Consider the following 17,471-nt stretch of genomic DNA (forward strand, 5'->3'; position numbering starts at 1 on the left):
TCCCTCCCAAACAGCGTAGAGCGGAAATAAATGGCGGAATTGAACGATTGCCTACTTGGCCAGTCATAGGAAATTAGCCAAGGCATGGATAAATAAGTTGATCGTGCCTACACTTGTACAAGTTACACCAATGAAAGCAAAGGAGGCTTCATGGCGTTTACAGCGACTGATCCAATCAAGATGATTTTTGCCGTAATACTTCCCCCACTCGGCGTATTTTTTGAGGTCGGTTTTAAAGGGCATTTCTGGCTGAATATTATTCTAACGCTATTTGGCTTCGTACCGGGCATTATTCATGCGTTTTATGTGATATTGAAGCACTGATACCCGAGAGCAGTAGATTGCTTTAACTAAACAGGCGTCTCTATGTAGGGGCGCCTGTTTGGGTTCAAATGGGATCGTTATCGATGACTACTATGCGTATGGATATGCGTAAAGTCCGGCCATGGCACCTTAGGCTGGCTCAGGGCATACTCTAAGGAGTCGTGCCCACTCACCATCAAGAGCCTCGCCCCTATGCCATTGGGCCATCAACCGCCTCTGCGCGTCGGATTTATCCTACTCCCGCTATTTACCATGAATGCCTTTGCAGGGTTCATCGATTCATTGCGCTTGGCTGCCGACAAGGGTGGCCGAAGCAGGCAAATCCACTGTAGCTGGCAGATCATGGGGCCCGGCCCAATCACCTCCAGCTGCGGCTTGGAGGCCCACCCACAAACACCATATCGTGAACCGGGTGAATTCACTCATATTGCCGTTTGTGGTGGTAATGACTATCTCAATCCCCACGAAGATCAGGCACTGAGTCAATATCTCAAGGAAGCGCATAGCAAAGGAGTGAAACTTGTCGGTGTATGTACTGGCACATTTGCCATTGCCCGTGCAGGCCTGCTGAGAGGCCAACGGGTATGTGTGCACTGGAACGTAATCAATGATTTTCGCCAACAGTTTCCCAAAATCGATGCCACTCCCGATCGAATATTTCTGGAATCCGCCAGGGTAATCACTTGTGCAGGCTCGTCAGGTGCAACGGATATGGCCCTGCACCTGATTCATCGCACATGTGGCCCCGAGAAGGCCCAGCAGGCGGTTCGTCACATGATCTTAAACGGCATGCGTACGTCCAACTCTCCACAAACACACTTTTTTGAAGCCATCCATGAAATTCGCGATGAGCGAGTCCGGGTAGCCGTACTCACCATGGAGCAATCGCTGAATACCCGTCTAAGTGCTTGTGACCTGGCCAAGCGGATCAATTTAAGCCCCCGACAGCTTGATCGACTCTTTCGTCAAGAACTGGGAATCACACCTATGCGCTACTTCAAAATCATGCGCCTGCGCTATGCAGACTGGCTACTCCACCATACCGACAGCTCAATTGCCGATATTGCCGCTGACTGCGGTTTCTCCGATGCCGCTCATCTCGCCCGAGACTTTCATGCGCATTTCGCTTGTAGCCCAGGCCAGTCACGCAGACAGGAAAAACGTTTGTAGCTCTTCGTTAGCCGCCTGCTGTCATGATTTTCAAACAGTTACTACGTGCGCAATCCGTCCAAAAAATTCAATTTTCTGTCTCTTTTATTCTATAAATCATGGTGGCGCAGACCTACTCTAGAGACACGTGATCGTAAAGGTCCGTGACATGACTCCCGCAGAAACAACCTCCGGAGCGTCACCATGAAAGCACTTTCCTCCGTACGATATATTGCTTCCTTCGCCCTAGGGCTCGGTTTGGCAGGCCAGGTAGCAGCCGCCGAGCTAGAGCTTCGAGCGGCGACCATTGGAAGCCAGCAAGGCATCCAGATGGCGGGGTTGAATGCCCTAGCCGCACACGTGGCAGAAGCGACCAATAACAGTGCCGACATAAAACTTTTTCATTCTGGTTCACTTGGCGATCAAGTCAGCAATATAGAAGCAATAGATACACGCTTGTTAGATATCGCCACTATTGAAACGCCGATTACTACCATTGATGAAGATATGGGTATTCTTTCACTTCCCTATCTATTTCGAGACAGGGAGCATGTGAGCAATGTCCTGAGCGGTGAAATCGGTCAAGAATTAAAAGACAAGCTTCAAAAGCAAGGCTACCGTGTTATCGGTTTTTATGAAGGAGGTTTCCGTCATATTACCAACAATAGTCATGCCATTGAAAAACCTGAGGATCTTGACGGGTTAAGAATCCGTACCCCTGGCAGCCGCCAGCGTGTCGAGATGTTTAATGCCTATGGCGCTAACGCTTCCCCGCTGCCTTATCCAGAACTTTACTCCGCCCTTCAGACCGGTGTCTTCGATGGCCAAGAAAATCCTCTCGTCGAAGTAGAGGCCAGCCGCTTTTACGAAGTACAGGATTACCTTTCACTCTCTGGGCATGTTTACACCGTCGGCTTCCTGCTGATGAACGAGTCACGTTTCCAGGATCTTGATGCCAGCGTTCAGCAAGCTCTACTCGAGGGTGGCGAACAGGCCTTCGAGGCAACGGTTAACTTTGGAGAACAAGCGGATCAGAGCGTCGTGGAGCTTGTAAAAGAGAACGGCATGGAAGTGAACGAGGTAGACACTGACGCCTTCATAGCAGCCTCTCAACCTCTATGGGACTCCTTTACCGAAGGACTGTCACAAGAGGCACGTGACATGGTGCAACGCATCGCCGACCTCCCCTAACGACAGAGCACACTTCCCGGCGGGCACTTCCTGCCCGTCGCTACTCCCGGGAGCACTACCATGCTTGATCGTTTTTTTGAAGCGGTCGCGGCACTGCTGTTGGCTGCCATTACTCTCCTGGCAATAGCGGCAGTGGCTGCGCGCTACATCCTGAATGCCTCGCTATCGTGGAGCGCCGAAGTCTTAGTGGGTCTGCTGGTCTACATTACCTTTTTCTGCGGTTATCTGGCACTCAGGCAAGGCGCTCACCTACGTATTGATGTTATCGCTGCCTTACTTCCCTATCGCGGTCAATGGGTATTGTTCTTTATCAACCAGACACTGATAGGGCTGGTCTGCGTCATCATGATCGTGTGGGGCTTGGAACAAACACTCACCTTTTCCAACCGTACAACGCTGATGCTAGGTGCACCTCAGTGGCTTTTCTACTCCGCCGTGCCTATCTCCGGCGCGGGCATGTTGCTGGAATTGGTTCGCCAGTGTGTCGTTGCCGCCAAGGCAAAGATACCGCCCTATGAAGCCGCTCGAAGAGCCGCTCTGGAGGAGTCAGAGCTATGATTCTACTCGTCATACTACTTGCACTTCTGGCTCTGATTGGGCTGGCCATGCCAATCGCCTTCGCCTTGACACTTGTTTCTATCGGCGTACTCGCTTTTTCCGGTGTCGATATGCTCGTGCTGGTACAGCGCCTATACCGAGGTACCGAGTCCTTTCCGCTATTGGCTGTTCCGCTGTTCATTCTAGCGGGCCAGATAATGAACCACAGCGGTATTTCAGCACGGCTTGTCGATCTGGCTCGTTCCATGGTGGGGGCCATACGGGGTGGGCTGGCGGCGGTCAATATCTTGACCTCCATGTTCTTTGCAGGCATGAGCGGCACCTCCATGTCAGATACGGCCGCTGTGGGCGGTGTGATGATCCCCCAGATGGTCAAACGGGGTTACTCCGCACCCTTTACTGCCGCCGTGACTGCCTCCTCCTCCACTATTGGCATCATCATTCCTCCCAGCGTGCCCATGGTGTTATTGAGTGCCTATATGGGACTTTCGACAGGGGCGTTATTTGCTGCCGGTCTAGTCTCAGGGCTACTCATTGCCATAGGACTCATGCTGATGGCGTGGTGGATATCGGTGAAACGCCAATATCCTATCGAAGCTGCATTTTCGCTCAGGCAACTGGGCAATAGCTTGGTCAGTGCATTCCCGGCCCTGCTAATGCCAGTCATCATCCTCGGCGGTATCCTCGGCGGCATTTTCACACCAACCGAAGCCTCCGCCGTGGCAGTCGCTTATGGCATCTTCGCTGGCATGGTGCTTTATCGTTCGCTTTCACTACGTGCGCTTTATCGTGCCCTGGTTGAGAGTGCCGTGTTGACCGGTGCGGTCATGTTTGTGACGGCAGCGGCACATACACTCGGCTACACCTTCACTTACCAAAGTCTCGGGCAGCTAGTTCTCGGGCCGATCGCAGCTCTGGATATGGGCCCCATCGGCTTTCTACTGATTTTGAGCATCGTCTTGATTATTGCCGGTACCTTCCTCGATGGCATCGCGATGATGTTCATAGTGGTGCCACTGTTCCTGCCCAGTGTTCAGTTGCTAGGCATAGACCCTCTCCAGTTCGCCATGGTGGTCATTCTTTGCTGGGGTATTGGCCAGCAGACGCCACCGGTCGGGGCCGCCTTGTTTATTACGAGCGTGATTTCACGTGTCGATATCATCCGCATTACCTACGCCAACCTACCGTTCATTGCCGTGATGCTGGCGGTGCTGCTCGCCGTGATTGTCTGGCCTGCTGGCATGGTCATGAGCGTACCTCGCTGGTTTGGTCTTTAACCCAACACTAATAACCCAACCGCACAGCCCACAGGAAGAAGCAACCATGAAAAACCAACAGTTCCTTGACGTTATCTATACCCATACGGAAGGCGAGCCAACCTGCATCGTGCATGCTGGCATTCCCTACCCGTATGGCAGCAACATTCTATCCAAACGCGCTTATTTGAAAGAGCATCACGACCATGTCCGCACTAGCCTGATGCGTGAGCCCCGCGGCCACCAGCACATGTTTGGTGTTTTTCTAACCCCACCTTCCGATGAGCATCATGACGCTGGCATGCTATGGATGGATGGCGAACAGTTCGTCGACATGTGTGGTCACGGCACCATAGCCCTTTCCATGGCGATGGTTTCTCACCGCTTGGCGCCCCCAGCACAAGAAGACGGCATGACACGCATCCGTTTTGAAACTACCGCTGGCACCGTCGTCTCGGAGGTCAAAGCCGATGCCGACAAAGTGCATTGGACTCGCTTTGAAAATGTGCCCGCCTTCGTGATGGAGCAGGACATTCCTGTTGACGTTCCGGGGCTGGGTACACTAAAGGCTGACCTGGTATTTGGTGGCAACTTCTTCGCTATCATTCGCATTCCATCTGACAAGCAACCCATCTGCCCCGAAAATGGCAGTTATTTTTCGATGGCGGGAGAGGCGGTCAAGGCAGAATTGAATAAACGTATGACGATTCGTCACCCCGTACATGCTCACATCAATGGCCTGAATTTCGTTACGTTCTGGCATGAGGGAACGCAGCCAGATTCACTTTACCGCAACGTCCATGTGTTCTCAGGCGGCAAGCTGGATCGCTCGCCTGGTGGCACTGGAACCAGCGCCATGATGGCTATGTTTCACGCACGAAATGAGCTGGAAGAGAACAAGGAAATTTACTCGGAAGGCCTGCTGGGAAGCGGCCGTTTCACTGGCAAAATATTGGGTAAAACCGAAATTGGTGGTTATTCTGCCATTCGTCCAAGCGTGCAAGGTACCGCTGAACTGATCGGTTATGCCAAATGGCTGATTGATGAGAGAGACCCCGTGGGTCGCGGCTTTATGATTGGTTAACGCGATCTCCCCCCTAAGTCGTTCTCAGGGGGGAGATAAACACACTACCCTTTTACTGCCAACCCCGCGTCCTCGACGGGCTCCTCTTGCAACTCCTCGCCTTCACTACGGGCTATCACGGAGGTGCCGACCAAGTCGCCTGTCACGTTCAGCGCCGTACACCCCATTCCCACCAGAGCATCGATAGCGGTGAGCAACGCGACGGTTTCAATTGGCAGGCCCACCTGGGCAAACACCGTGGCGATCATTATGATACCGGCCCCCGGCACCCCTGCTGTGCCCACTGACACTAGCGTGCCGATCAACACTATTTGCACCATGCTGATGAAATCCAGCGGTGCACCAATCACGTTGGCGGCAAACACCGCCGAGATGGCGATACGAATCGCCGCTCCATCCATATTTAAAGTAGCCCCTAACGGCAGACTAAAACCATAGATGCTTTTGGGAATTCCTAAGCGGTGGGCAGCATTAACCGTTAGCGGTAACGTACCCGAGCTACTCTGGGTGGCAAACGCCGTGGCCATGGGCGTACGGGCTTCGCGAAAAAAGGTGCGCAGCTTCACGCCAAACAGCCGCATGATGCCGCAATAAATCAGCAGTTGGGTTGCCAGGGCGATATAAAGCACAACCACCATATCGCCCAATGAGAGCAGCGTTGCCAACCCCTGCTGACTCACCGTTTCGGCGACAATCGCAAACACGCCGATGGGCACATAGTGCAATACCCCCGACATCACTTTTAGAGTGACCTCGTTTAGCGCTTCAATCACCTCATAAAGACGCTCACCCATGGCATGTTGGCGCTCCGACTGGCGCATTTTTAGCAGCGCGATGCCAAACACCAGCGCCGTAAAAATAATGCCCAACATGTTGAGTTCAGCAAACGCACCAATAATATTATCCGGCACTATATTCAGCAGCGTATCGACAACGCCTGGATTCTCGGGCACCGAGAAACTGGCACTCTCATCCAACGTCATACCGCTGCCGGGGCTAAACAACGTGGCAACCGCTAAGCCCACCATGATCGCCAGCGCTGAAGAGGTAAGGTAGTAACCAAACACCTTGCCGCCCACGCGGCCAGCTCTTCCCTCCCGGGACTGATTCACCCCCACCATCAGCGTAAACAGTACAATGGGGACAATCAGAAAAGTAAGCAGCCGTAGCAGCAGGTCACCCAGCGGCGCTAGCCAGGCAGCCACTGTCTCACCACCAATAAGCCCAACGACAACGCCCAGAACAAGCGCAACAGTGACGCGTAAAATCAACGATGCCTGAGCATAGGCCTTCCATATACGAGTCATTTGCGTCCCTACAGATTTGAAGAAGTTGGTAGGTCTAATTTGATAAGCGTACATCACACTCTATTAGTGTGGCACAGCGATATCTACCAGGTGAGTAGGCGGCAATAAATCAAGGCTTGCCTTCATGGTGCGCACCTCCTCCGCTGGTGGGCGGCCAAAGAAGCGCTTGAATTCACGACTAAACTGAGAGGGGCTTTCATAGCCCACTCGGCTAGCGGCTGCGGCAGCCGTCAACCCATCACGTATCATTAACAGCCGTGCATGGTGCAAGCGGGTGGATTTAATGTACTGGAGAGGTGAGGTCTGGGTGACCGCCTTAAAGTGTACGTGAAAGGCTGGCGCACTCATGCCAGCTTCATTCGCCAGGCTTGCTACTTCCAGCGCATCGGCATAGTTAGCATGAATACGATTGAGCGCCTTAGCAATTTTACCAAATTGCCCATAATGGGAGAGCGCTGTTCGAACACTGCCGCCCTGCTCTCCCGTCAATACCCGATAGCAGATCTCCCTGACAATAAAAGGGGCGAGAATATGCGCATCCGTTGGTGAGGTAAGCGCACTCAATAAACGTAATGTCGCATCTGCCAACGGCTCTTCCAGCGGGCTTGAAAGCATGCCGCGCGGCGCCTCAAACCCATGCTCGCCTGACGCCTCCAACATCGTCACCAATTCGGCGATTACCACCGCATCCAGGCGGATAGCAATGCCCAGCATTGGCTCGTCAGGGCTGGCTTCTGTTTCCGAAGTAAACGGCAAGGGCACTGATAGCACCAAATAGCGCTGCGCATCGTAGATATACACCTCATCTCCCAAATAGCCACGCTTTCGGCCTTGGCAGATGATGACGATACTCGGCTCGTAGAGCACAGAGGTGTTTTTAAGCGGGCGATTGGAACGCATAAAGCGTACGCCGTCCAATAGCGACTGGGTATACCCCTCGTGTGGTGCGAGTTGGTATAAGCATTCGACGATATTGCTGTAAACCACAGAATCGCTCTTCAGTGTCATGTTAACCACCTTGGTCATGCGTGCCGCACCTGAATCAACCCTAAGAGCCAATAACACCATAAGAGCAATATACATGCTGTGTTGCTTGCCTCGCCGCCCACCTTTAACAAACAAATAGGATTAGGCAAGCATGCAATAGGATCGCCTATACAGATGCCAGCCGCAGCAGCTTAATCTTCTCTGGGTACCCACCACCCTTAGGATTATCCAATGACTGCTTTAACAACCCCATCTTCCAAAGTCGTTTTACTGACCGGTGCCAGCAGCGGCATCGGTGAAGCCACTGCTCGCTGGCTTGCAGGTCAAGGGCACCGTTTGATTATTGGCGCACGCCGAACTGATCGGTTGGAAGCATTGACCCACTCCCTTCGCGAAGAGGGCGGCAGCGTGGATTTCCAGGCGCTGGATGTCACCGACCTTAAAGACATGCAGGCGTTTGCGGATTTCGCGATCAAAACCCACGGCCGCATAGATGTGATCGTCAACAACGCAGGCGTTATGCCGCTATCACCGTTAGCAGCACTTAAGGTAGATGAGTGGAATCGTATGATTGATGTCAACATTCGCGGTGTACTCAATGGTATCGCCGCTGTTCTGCCTACTATGCAGGCCCAGGAAAGTGGCCAGGTGATCAACATCTCCTCCATCGGTGGCCTCACTGTTATGCCCACCGCAGCAGTCTATTGCGCCACTAAATATGCGGTGCGCGCTATTTCCGATGGGCTACGTCAGGAAACCGACAAGATACGCGTGACCTGTGTCTACCCCGGGGTAGTGGAATCAGAGCTGGCCAATACCATCACCGACTCTGAAACCGCAAAGGCAATCGACCTTTTCCGCCAAATTGCCCTCAAGCCCGAAGCGATCGCCTCCGCCATTGCGCATGCCATCAACCAGCCCGATGACGTGGATACCAGCGATATAGTCGTACGGCCTACGGCGAGTCACTAACTGCGCGTCAGGTGCTGTCCGAGCTTTTGGCCAAACGTAAACATTAGCACGAGCGATATTCATGTAAGAAAACAAGCTTCCCATTTACTGGAAACGTGCCCTGATGGTCGCTGGCATTATCACTATTTTCCAGCGACCACCTCTAATAGAGGCTCTCACTGCGCCCCATAGGCAAGACAATCCAGAAAGGCTTTGACACGCGCTACAATTCATGACAATGTAGCGCCAGTTGGTTAGCAAGCAAGCATGGTTTCAGAAGTGTACGAAAAAGATTTAGAAATGTACGAGATAGACGTGTACAAAATCTTTCGGCAAGACTGTAATTGTATTCCTTGTTTTATCCGCTATTAATCTGGGTGATACCAGGAACTTTACAAAGCGCTTTGCGCGAAAGGATTTTTACTATGTCTACTGGCACAGTTAAGTGGTTCAACGATACTAAAGGCTTCGGTTTTATTGCTCCTTCTGACGGCGGCGATGACCTGTTTGCCCATTTCTCTGAAATTCAAGCAGACGGCTTCAAAACCCTGCAAGAAGGCGCTAACGTTTCTTTTGACGTTACCCAGGGTAAGAAAGGCCTCCAAGCTTCAAACATCAAGCAAATTTCCTAAGCCCTAGCGCTTAAGAATTTGCTCGAACCTTCTAAGGTTCGGATAACAAGGCCCGCTTATGCGGGCCTTGTTGCGTTTGGGCATATTAAAACTGCGCGTTTAGAGCAGACTAAAGGGAAGCTGCGTTTGCACTACCCTTCTATATTCGCATGTACATCACTATTCGCACATCCACCGTCACCACCAGCACCTCAAGTGCCGCTGCGCGATCACGCCCCTCAGAGCTAGTTCGGTAAAGATGCGGCGTCATCGCCAACAGATCGGCAATTTCCTCACTTCCGTTTAGTGCAATTGAGTAGCTTACCCTCTCGCTGCCATGGTGAATAAAGCCATCGGGCACTACCGTCTCACTCACACGCTCAGCTTTTAACGTGGGGTAGATAATCTCCCGCAGCTCCCTCAAGTGATTAGGCCCCGCTTCAACCTGCAGTAGTACGCCACCGGTTTTCAACACACGAGCAAACTCGCTTACCACTGGAAAGCCAAACATACACAGCACGCTATCCAACGTTCCCGTCTGCACCGGCAAGTGTGCATTACTCCCCACGACCCAGCTGCTTAGCGGTGCCTGCTTAGCATCCTGTTTTGCTGCGGCCAATACCGCCCATTTAGAGATATCCAGCCCCATCAGTGAAAGTGGCTGCGCGTTAGTCGCCGCGTCAGCTAATTGGCGAAGGTAATAACCTTCACCGCAGCCCGCATCCAGGCAGCTAAAAGGCAGTCTGTCTGCCTTTTGAACCTCGGCATGGCCCAACACAGCATGACTGACTGCCTCCGCAATGGGTTGATAGTACCCCGCGTTAAGAAAACGCTGGCGAGCAGCTACCATCGCCTTGCTATCACCCGGATCGTGGGAACGCTTTTGCTGCACAGGTAGTAAATTAACGTAGCCCTGCTTAGCAATATCAAAGCTGTGACCATCAGAGCATCGCCAAACACTATCCGACCAACTGAGTGGTTTTCCGTCTAGCGGGCACGCCAGTGCTTGAAAAGGGGTGATGCTCATATCGGTGTCTTCGCAAAGGTAGATGGGTGCATGCGTTTAGCGAGTCACCAGAATGATGCCAACTAAAATAACGCCACCGCCAATTATAAAATTAATACTCAGCGGCTCATTGAGCAGCAGTGTACCAAACAGAATACCGAAAAGCGGCGCCAAGAAAGAAAACACGCCTAACTGCGAAGCGCGGTAGCGGCGCAGCAAGGTAAACCATAACAGCAGCGCAGCAAACGAAATGATCAGCGTCTGAAAACCAAGGCTGGCTAACGCCATTGGGGTAAACTGCGCGCTCATTAGCTGCCCGGATATAGCCGCCACCGGCAGGAGCAACAACGCCGTCACGCTCAGTTGATAGCTCAGAGTGAGCTCTGCTGGCGCCTCAGAAAGCGAAGTCTTGCGGATCACGACGGTCGTGGCCGCCCATGAGAGGCCAGCGAGCAAGCCCAGCGTATCCCCAATAAGAATCTCGGTGCTGTAAGCACCGCTTGGCGCCATGGCAACCACCATTCCCAGAAATGCCAAGCCAACGCCCCACCACTGGCGAATGGAGAGCTGCTCGCCAGGTACCCAAAGATGCAAACCCAGGGCAGCGAAGATGGGCGCAGTATACAGAAACACCGACATGTGGGACGCCAAGGTATAGGTTAATCCCCAGGCGATAAAAGCGAACTCAGCCGCAAATCCCAGGCCCACCAGCAACCCAGGGCCCCAATGATACCCCACATCCGCCCAGCGAATACCGCGCCAATAAGCCAGCCCGCCGACCAGACACACCGCCAAAGCCGAGCGCAGGGCCATCTGCACCACGGGTGAGATATCCTCAGCCACACCCTTGATCGCCACCTGCTGAAAACCCAACACTAGGCAAAATAGCAGCATCAACGATGCTGCCGCTGCGTCCACTGACTTTCGCTGCGATCGACCAACCATGCAGACAGTGTGGTTGGTGGAGGCTATTCTTTGATTACTCATTGCGGGCTCCTATAACATATAGGTGCCCATTGCAGCAGTAAGCGTCATTGCATACAAACGATTACTTATCGGCCCTAGGCTTAGGAAAACTCACGCTATGAGAATAGAAAGGCTACCGCTGAATGCATTGCGCGCGTTTGCCGAGGCCGTGCGAGAAAATAGCTTCAAAGCCGCCGCTTATCGCCTCGGGGTGACGCCTGGCGCCGTTAGCCGACAGGTCAAACAGTTGGAAGGCCACTTAGGCGTGGTGCTGTTTGAGCGTCATGCCAATGGGGTATGCGTTACCGAAGCAGGCCGGGTACTGGCTGAAGATGTGCAGGCAGGCCTTTTGCGCATCGCAAGCGGCATACAGAACGTCACCGAGCGCTCAGAAGAGGCTTTTCGATTGTTACTGAGTGCACCGCCCTCCTTTCTACAACTCTGGCTACTCCCCCGCTTACCCCGCTTTGAAGCTAATGAACGGCAAATAGAAATCTCTCTGGATGCCGAGGCGCGCTTAACGCCACCGCTGTGGTTGCCCAACAGGGCACGCTTATCATTGCGCTATGGCCAGGGCCCTTGGCCCGGTGTCACCAGCCTACGCCTGTTTGAAGACACGTTATTTCCGGTTTGTTCGCCCTCTCTATTAGCGCAGGCAAACATGCAAACCCCCGACGATTTGCTGGCACAGACACTGCTCACCGTGGATTGGTGCAGCCACGCAGGCCACCCCATTCCAAGCTGGAGCGATTGGTTTAAAAGCGCTGGGGTAGCGCTAACCAAGATGCCCAACCAGCGGCAATACTCGCTTTACAGCTTGGCTCTCGATCAGGCCATTGCCGGGCAAGGCGTGGTACTCGCCAGCTACCCATTGGTGGCTGACCGGCTAGCGAGCGGTGTTTTGGTACGCCCCTTCGCGGAACACTATCCACTCGTTTCTCCGTTCGCCTACGAACTGATTCTACCTAGTAATGGAGAAGCGCCACCGGCGGTAGCTCGATTCACGGAGTGGCTTGAGCACGAAGCTGCCAGCTTTCGTGATACATCACTATAGCGGTGGCAGTCTCAACCTTTATTTCATCTACCTTCTTACTTAACCCTCACGCTTATAGCCTTGGAACAGCCCATACTGCCACTGCCGTACCGCCAGCACCGAGGTCGTGCCAAACCGCTGATGAATGGGTAGCCCACTCTCTCGTTCGCATAGCGCATGAAACTCTTTCGCCAAGCGTTGCATGGTCTGCTGCCATTCAGCATTTCCCGCAGGGGATAATAGTCCGTTAAGGACAATGAGTTTTTCGCTGTCACTATCAAAACGGGAACGGAAAAACTCGTTGGCGATATGCTGTTGAAAGAAACGCTGTATCGGCCCATCCGCCCGCCAGCGGAAATTAGCAGCGACCCGCCGTCGGATCCGGTTATCGGGAAGTAGCTCTACAAGCTTAAGCCGCTCAAGCTTCAGTAACTGCCGGATACATTCTGCTTCACTGAGCTGGTACTGGTGATGAATTTCGTCGAAGCTATAGCCATTGATGACGCAGACAGCCACCAGAAACAGCTCACGGTCATCCACAATACTCTGCTCTTGGCCATGGGTTAGCTCCTGCAAACGCTGCTCGTCCGCTTGCATGGTCTGCACCAGTTCAGCGAATTCGATATTTAGCTGGTCGCAGATGCACTCTAACCGCGATAGCGTAAAGTGCTTCTCTGCGAACAGGCGCTTCACGGAGGCCTCGCTCAGTGCCAACCACTGAGCAACATCGGCATAGGTTTTACCCTGAGCGCGGAGCTGGCGCTTTAGCGTTTCAATCAGCGAATCGGCTTGGGACATTGAAATCTCATCAGTGAAATGAAAGAACAGACAACATAAAAGTAGCAAATAACGATACCGACCAGCACCCATAACACAACTTTGTGCAAATGAGTTGCAACCAGTAAGCCTCACAGAGAAAGTGCTACGACTTCCAGGGATTAAGAAGGCTAAACAACGATGCACCGACTACTGCACTTGAAGGGCGCTTTGCCCTATTTGATCGCTATTTTTCTCAATGCCTTTGTGGATCTAGGCCACAAGATCGTCATTCAGAACACGATCTTCAAAAGTTACGATGGCGAAGCACAGGTCGTACTCACCGCACTGGTCAACGGACTTATCCTGCTGCCGTTTATTTTACTGTTCAGCCCGGCGGGCCATGTGGCTGACAGCTATCCCAAGGTACGTGTTCTGCGCACATCGGCCTGGGCCGCCGTCGTGGTCTCACTGGGCATCACCGCCGCTTACTACCAGGGCTGGTTCTGGTTGGCATTTTCCATGACGCTGCTGCTGGCGATTCAATCGGCCTTTTACTCACCGGCCAAATACGGCCTGGTAAAAGGGCTATTCGGCAAGCCGCGTTTGGCGGAAGCCAACGGGCTGATCCAGGCCGTTACGATTGGCGCCATTCTAGCGGGCACCGTGGCGTTTACCGCTCTGTTTGAAACCTGGATTACCCCTGATGATCAAACCCCAGCACAGCTGTTGCGCCAAATAGCCCCTCTGGGCTGGCTGCTGGTGCTCAATAGCGCCATCCAGGTCGTAACGCTTTACCGCCTTCCGCTTGATGCATCCAATCGTTCAGAGTCGCCGCTGACCTGGCAGCGCTACATCAAGGGTGCTGCCTTGAAAGACAACCTGAGAATTATCGCTCGCCAGCCTGTCATCAGGCTCTCCATTATCGGCCTTGCCACCTTTTGGTCAGTGGGCCAAGTGCTGCTGGCGGCCTTTCCTGCTTATGCCAAAGATGCCCTGAGTATCGATAACACCTTAGTGCTTCAGGGAATTCTCGCCGCTAGCGGCATCGGAATTGCGCTTGGCTCGCTATTCGCCAGCAAACTTTCCCACAACCGTATTGAAACCGGCTTGATCCCCGTAGGCGCTATTGGGGTGGCCGTGGGTTTATGGTGCTTGCCGCTGTTGACCACACCCGTTGGCCAAGCGCTGAACTTTGTGTTCATCGGCATCATGGGTGGGCTGTTCATCGTGCCGCTCAATGCGCTGATTCAGTTTCACGCCGCCGACAACGAGCTAGGCACCGTACTGGCCGCCAACAACTGGATTCAAAACATCGCCATGATGGGCTTTTTGGTGCTCACGGCGCTGTTCGCGTTGGCGGGAGTGAATAGCCACTACCTGCTGCTACTGATCGCTACCGTGGCCATGGTGGGCGGTGGTTACACCATTGTTAAGCTGCCCCAAAGCTTGGTGCGCTTTCTGTTGAGCTTCCTGCTGACACGCCGCTATCGTGTAGACGTCCATGGCTTGCAGAACCTGCCCGCCCAGGGCGGCGTACTGCTATTGGGCAACCATATCAGTTGGGTGGATTGGGCCATGGTACAAATCGCCAGCCCCCGCCCAGTGCGCTTTGTCATGCTCAGATCGGTTTACCAGCGTTGGTACCTGCGCTGGTTCTTCAAAGCCTTGGGGTGTATTCCCATCGAGCGCGGCAGCGGTGCCGAAAAGGCCCTAGCCGGTGTTGCTGAACAGCTCAACGCAGGCGAAGTGGTGTGCCTGTTTCCTGAAGGGGCGATCAGCCGCACTGGTCAACTGGGCGAATTCCGCCGCGGTTACGAGCGTGCCTGTGACATGGCAAATCCAGACGTCAAAATTGTGCCCTTCTACCTGCGAGGCCTGTGGGGCAGCCAGTTCTCCCGCTCATCCAGCAAGCTTAAAGAATTGCGCAATTCGCCATTCCACCGCTCGGTAGTGGTCGCTTTTGGCAAGCCGCTGCCCAAAGACACCTCTGCCGATGTGCTTAAACGGCGTATTTTTGAGCAGGCTACCCGCTCTTGGCAGCGGGCCATGGGCGAGCTCCCGAGCCTGCCTAACGCCTGGATTCAAAGCGTTAAGCGCCGTCCTAGCGACCTTGCCTTAGCTGATACCCTGGGCCGCCCACTCAACGCAAGCCAAGCGCTCACCGCCAGCCTGCTGATGGCAAAACGACTTCGCAAGCTCAACCCAGGGCAGAACGTAGGCCTACTGCTACCAACTAGCAGCGCCGGGGTTATCACTAATATGGCCACGCTGCTGGCGGGTAAAACGGTAGTGAACCTTAATTACACCGCCGACCACGAGGCGCTGACCTCTGCCCTTTCCCAGGCGGAAATCGCTACCGTATTCACCTCACAGCGCTTTGTGAAGAAGCTTGAGCAACGCGGGCTCGACGTTAGCCAATTGCTTCGCGAGAAACAGGTGGTCTTTTTAGAAGACCTGCAGGCCACGATTGGCCGTGGCGAACGCTTGAGTACCTAGCTGGCGGTGAGAATACTGCCGACTTGGCTGCTACAGCGCTGCTTCTGCCACGGCCACGATGCCGACGCCACCGCCGCCATCCTGTTCTCCAGCGGAAGTGAAGGCGAACCCAAGGGCGTGATGTTGAGCCACCGCAACCTGATGGCCAATATCAAGCAGACCTCTGACGTGCTCAACACCCAGAGCAACGACGTTGTAATGGGCTCACTGCCGCTGTTCCACGCCTTTGGCCTTACGGTCACCCAGCTGCTACCGCTGATTGAAGGGCTGCCGTTGGTGTGCCACGCCGACCCCACCGATGCCCCCGGCATTGCGGGCGCTATTGCCAAGCACAAAGCCACTATCATGTTCGGCACCTCCAGCTTTTTAAGACTGTTTATACGCAGCTCAAAGGTGCATCCGTTAATGCTGGAGAGCTTGAGGGTGGTGGTTGCCGGAGCCGAGAAGCTCGACGAAAACGTGCGTAGCAGCTTTGCGCTGAAATTCCACAAGCCTATTTATGAAGGCTACGGTGCCACGGAAATCGCCCCAGTCGCCTCAGTGAATCTGCCCGACGCCATGGGCGTTCACTATCAACAGGTGCAGCGGGGCAGCAAAGCAGGCACCGTCGGTATGCCTTTGCCCGGCACCAGCTTCAAAATCGTCGACCCTGACAGCTTTGAAGAGCTGCCGACCGGTGAGGCCGGTATGATATTGATTAGCGGCCCGCAAATAATGCAGGGCTATCTCAATGACCCCAACCGCACGGCCAAGGCACTCCACGTGATCGATGGCCACCGCTGGTACATAACAGGGGATAAAGGCTTTCTCGATGAAGATGGCTTCTTAACCCTGCTTGACCGCTACGCTCGCTTTGCCAAAATAGGCGGTGAAATGATCAGTCTCAGTGCCGTTGAAACGGCGGTTAAGGCGGCTCTGGAGGATACAGACACCGCGCTGATGGCAGTGAGTATTCCCGATAGCCGCAAGGGCGAGCGCATTGTGCTGCTTTCAGAAACAGCGTTAGACGCCAAAACCATCAAGGCCACTATGCTCGCTAACGGTACGCCACCCATGATGATCCCCAGCCATTGGTTTACGGTAGAGACCATCCCTCACCTTGGCTCTGGAAAAGCGGACTTTGCAGGGGCGAAACGTTTGGCCAAAGAACTGATAGAGGAAGAACTGAAGCATTAAAAGCTGATGTTGGAATGAGATACTGTACAGCAAAGCCCAAACTCAATGTGCGCTGTGCAGTATCGCGCTCTTCTTAATAAATCAGTTCTAAAATCAGCAGGCCGCTTAGCTTAGCCATTGCTCAATCAGCAGCATGACTTCATACCTGATATTACATCTTCAGCGCCACTTGACCTCAAGTTAACTTTAGGTCTTAGGCTACCTTAGTCGGAAAAAAACCACTGGAGCTCTTATGCGCTTATTCAGAGTCGTTAGTAAAACTATTTGGGATCAAACTCAGCAACTTGGCTATGTACCCCGCTGCGGAAACGATCATAAGCTCGACTGCGTTCATTTGAATGTTGAAGAAGCTGTTCTTTTTATCGCCAACAAATACTTCGTCTATGCAGAAGCACCGTTGGTGTTAGAGATTGATGATGCGCTATTTAACGACCGTATTGAGTGGTTGCCACCCAGTGATGAGCAGCCCTGGCTGCAACCGAGAGCGCATATCGACAACCTGCCCCAAGCAGCCATCATCACCGCCATACCTCTTAGCTACCGAGATGGGCTTTTTGGTGGGGAGAAAATCTCTAGCCCGGATTTCTCATAGTACCTCAGCAAGTACCGCACCCAGG

The 17,471-nt window shown here is 53.5% G+C and carries 15 protein-coding genes and 1 pseudogene; 11 read left to right on the forward strand and 5 right to left on the reverse strand.

Annotated features, from left to right (window positions below):
• The first annotated feature begins 150 nt into the window (after window positions 1–150).
• The 6 genes from HALA3H3_RS25915 to HALA3H3_RS02475 all read left to right on the forward strand — a co-directional run bounded on the left by HALA3H3_RS25915 (window position 151) and on the right by HALA3H3_RS02475 (window position 5,562).
• Window positions 151–324 carry a YqaE/Pmp3 family membrane protein gene (locus HALA3H3_RS25915; RefSeq protein ID WP_009722289.1) on the forward strand — a complete coding sequence of 58 codons (174 nt, stop codon included), beginning with the start codon at window positions 151–153 and terminating at the stop codon, window positions 322–324.
• Between the two features lie 192 nt (window positions 325–516).
• A complete protein-coding gene (locus HALA3H3_RS02455; RefSeq protein WP_022523622.1) occupies window positions 517–1,494 on the forward strand; it encodes a GlxA family transcriptional regulator in 978 nt (325 codons plus the stop codon).
• Window positions 1,495–1,677: 183 nt separating this feature from the next.
• Window positions 1,678–2,664 carry a TRAP transporter substrate-binding protein gene (locus tag HALA3H3_RS02460; protein WP_022523623.1) on the forward strand — a complete coding sequence of 329 codons (987 nt, stop codon included), beginning with the start codon at window positions 1,678–1,680 and terminating at the stop codon, window positions 2,662–2,664.
• A 60-nt stretch (window positions 2,665–2,724) separates the two neighbouring features.
• A complete protein-coding gene (locus tag HALA3H3_RS02465) occupies window positions 2,725–3,222 on the forward strand; it encodes a TRAP transporter small permease (RefSeq protein WP_022523624.1) in 498 nt (165 codons plus the stop codon).
• Window positions 3,219–4,499 carry a TRAP transporter large permease gene (locus HALA3H3_RS02470; RefSeq protein ID WP_022523625.1) on the forward strand — a complete coding sequence of 427 codons (1,281 nt, stop codon included), beginning with the start codon at window positions 3,219–3,221 and terminating at the stop codon, window positions 4,497–4,499. Before HALA3H3_RS02465 ends, HALA3H3_RS02470 begins: the two co-directional genes overlap by 4 nt.
• Before the next feature lie 46 nt (window positions 4,500–4,545).
• Complete coding sequence (locus HALA3H3_RS02475; RefSeq protein WP_022523626.1) at window positions 4,546–5,562, forward strand: proline racemase family protein; 1,017 nt, start codon at window positions 4,546–4,548, stop codon at window positions 5,560–5,562.
• Between the two features lie 44 nt (window positions 5,563–5,606).
• Here the strand turns inward: HALA3H3_RS02475 and HALA3H3_RS02480 are convergent, their stop codons facing one another.
• Together HALA3H3_RS02480 and HALA3H3_RS02485 are read right to left on the reverse strand one after the other, a co-directional pair.
• Window positions 5,607–6,869 carry a dicarboxylate/amino acid:cation symporter gene (locus HALA3H3_RS02480; protein ID WP_022523627.1) on the reverse strand — a complete coding sequence of 421 codons (1,263 nt, stop codon included), beginning with the start codon at window positions 6,867–6,869 and terminating at the stop codon, window positions 5,607–5,609.
• Window positions 6,870–6,932: 63 nt separating this feature from the next.
• Entirely contained in the window at window positions 6,933–7,877 is a 945-nt protein-coding gene (locus tag HALA3H3_RS02485) for an AraC family transcriptional regulator (protein WP_053857117.1), read from the reverse strand.
• A 210-nt stretch (window positions 7,878–8,087) separates the two neighbouring features.
• On the opposite strand from HALA3H3_RS02485, the gene HALA3H3_RS02490 reads away from it, so the two are divergent.
• Both HALA3H3_RS02490 and HALA3H3_RS02495 read left to right on the forward strand, forming a co-directional pair.
• Entirely contained in the window at window positions 8,088–8,828 is a 741-nt protein-coding gene (locus tag HALA3H3_RS02490; protein ID WP_022523629.1) for an SDR family oxidoreductase, read from the forward strand.
• Window positions 8,829–9,232: 404 nt separating this feature from the next.
• Window positions 9,233–9,439 carry a cold-shock protein gene (locus HALA3H3_RS02495; protein WP_007111402.1) on the forward strand — a complete coding sequence of 69 codons (207 nt, stop codon included), beginning with the start codon at window positions 9,233–9,235 and terminating at the stop codon, window positions 9,437–9,439.
• 139 nt (window positions 9,440–9,578) lie between these two features.
• Here the strand turns inward: HALA3H3_RS02495 and HALA3H3_RS02500 are convergent, their stop codons facing one another.
• Together HALA3H3_RS02500 and HALA3H3_RS02505 are read right to left on the reverse strand one after the other, a co-directional pair.
• Window positions 9,579–10,445 (reverse strand): putative RNA methyltransferase, encoded by an 867-nt coding sequence (locus HALA3H3_RS02500; protein ID WP_022523630.1) that lies wholly within the window; start codon window positions 10,443–10,445, stop codon window positions 9,579–9,581.
• Window positions 10,446–10,481: 36 nt separating this feature from the next.
• A complete protein-coding gene (locus HALA3H3_RS02505; RefSeq protein WP_022523631.1) occupies window positions 10,482–11,411 on the reverse strand; it encodes a DMT family transporter in 930 nt (309 codons plus the stop codon).
• Window positions 11,412–11,508: 97 nt separating this feature from the next.
• Here HALA3H3_RS02505 and HALA3H3_RS02510 point away from each other — a divergent pair, with 97 nt between their 5' ends.
• Window positions 11,509–12,444 carry a LysR substrate-binding domain-containing protein gene (locus HALA3H3_RS02510; protein WP_022523632.1) on the forward strand — a complete coding sequence of 312 codons (936 nt, stop codon included), beginning with the start codon at window positions 11,509–11,511 and terminating at the stop codon, window positions 12,442–12,444.
• Between the two features lie 39 nt (window positions 12,445–12,483).
• Here HALA3H3_RS02510 and HALA3H3_RS02515 read toward each other — a convergent pair whose 3' ends face one another.
• Window positions 12,484–13,221 (reverse strand): helix-turn-helix domain-containing protein, encoded by a 738-nt coding sequence (locus HALA3H3_RS02515; RefSeq protein ID WP_022523633.1) that lies wholly within the window; start codon window positions 13,219–13,221, stop codon window positions 12,484–12,486.
• Window positions 13,222–13,380: 159 nt separating this feature from the next.
• On the opposite strand from HALA3H3_RS02515, the pseudogene HALA3H3_RS02520 reads away from it, so the two are divergent.
• Together HALA3H3_RS02520 and HALA3H3_RS02525 are read left to right on the forward strand one after the other, a co-directional pair.
• Window positions 13,381–16,854 (forward strand): annotated as a pseudogene (locus HALA3H3_RS02520) (acyl-[ACP]--phospholipid O-acyltransferase).
• A 232-nt stretch (window positions 16,855–17,086) separates the two neighbouring features.
• Complete coding sequence (locus HALA3H3_RS02525) at window positions 17,087–17,446, forward strand: DUF952 domain-containing protein (RefSeq protein ID WP_022523636.1); 360 nt, start codon at window positions 17,087–17,089, stop codon at window positions 17,444–17,446.
• The last annotated feature ends 25 nt before the right edge of the window (window positions 17,447–17,471 follow it).

Source organism: Halomonas sp. A3H3 (genome assembly GCF_000982975.1).
Classification (GTDB): Bacteria; Pseudomonadota; Gammaproteobacteria; order Pseudomonadales; family Halomonadaceae; genus Vreelandella; species Vreelandella titanicae.

Bases quoted from the DNA above. Each gene is read 5' to 3' on its own strand.
- HALA3H3_RS25915 (WP_009722289.1), top strand. From the start codon at position 151: ATGGCGTTTACAGCGACTGATCCAATCAAGATGATTTTTGCCGTAATA.
- HALA3H3_RS02455 (WP_022523622.1), top strand. From the start codon at position 517: ATGCCATTGGGCCATCAACCGCCTCTGCGCGTCGGATTTATCCTACTC.
- HALA3H3_RS02460 (WP_022523623.1), top strand. From the start codon at position 1,678: ATGAAAGCACTTTCCTCCGTACGATATATTGCTTCCTTCGCCCTAGGG.
- HALA3H3_RS02465 (WP_022523624.1), top strand. From the start codon at position 2,725: ATGCTTGATCGTTTTTTTGAAGCGGTCGCGGCACTGCTGTTGGCTGCC.
- HALA3H3_RS02470 (WP_022523625.1), top strand. From the start codon at position 3,219: ATGATTCTACTCGTCATACTACTTGCACTTCTGGCTCTGATTGGGCTG.
- HALA3H3_RS02475 (WP_022523626.1), top strand. From the start codon at position 4,546: ATGAAAAACCAACAGTTCCTTGACGTTATCTATACCCATACGGAAGGC.
- HALA3H3_RS02480 (WP_022523627.1), bottom strand. From the start codon at position 6,869: ATGACTCGTATATGGAAGGCCTATGCTCAGGCATCGTTGATTTTACGC.
- HALA3H3_RS02485 (WP_053857117.1), bottom strand. From the start codon at position 7,877: ATGACACTGAAGAGCGATTCTGTGGTTTACAGCAATATCGTCGAATGC.
- HALA3H3_RS02490 (WP_022523629.1), top strand. From the start codon at position 8,088: ATGACTGCTTTAACAACCCCATCTTCCAAAGTCGTTTTACTGACCGGT.
- HALA3H3_RS02495 (WP_007111402.1), top strand. From the start codon at position 9,233: ATGTCTACTGGCACAGTTAAGTGGTTCAACGATACTAAAGGCTTCGGT.
- HALA3H3_RS02500 (WP_022523630.1), bottom strand. From the start codon at position 10,445: ATGAGCATCACCCCTTTTCAAGCACTGGCGTGCCCGCTAGACGGAAAA.
- HALA3H3_RS02505 (WP_022523631.1), bottom strand. From the start codon at position 11,411: ATGAGTAATCAAAGAATAGCCTCCACCAACCACACTGTCTGCATGGTT.
- HALA3H3_RS02510 (WP_022523632.1), top strand. From the start codon at position 11,509: ATGAGAATAGAAAGGCTACCGCTGAATGCATTGCGCGCGTTTGCCGAG.
- HALA3H3_RS02515 (WP_022523633.1), bottom strand. From the start codon at position 13,221: ATGTCCCAAGCCGATTCGCTGATTGAAACGCTAAAGCGCCAGCTCCGC.
- HALA3H3_RS02525 (WP_022523636.1), top strand. From the start codon at position 17,087: ATGCGCTTATTCAGAGTCGTTAGTAAAACTATTTGGGATCAAACTCAG.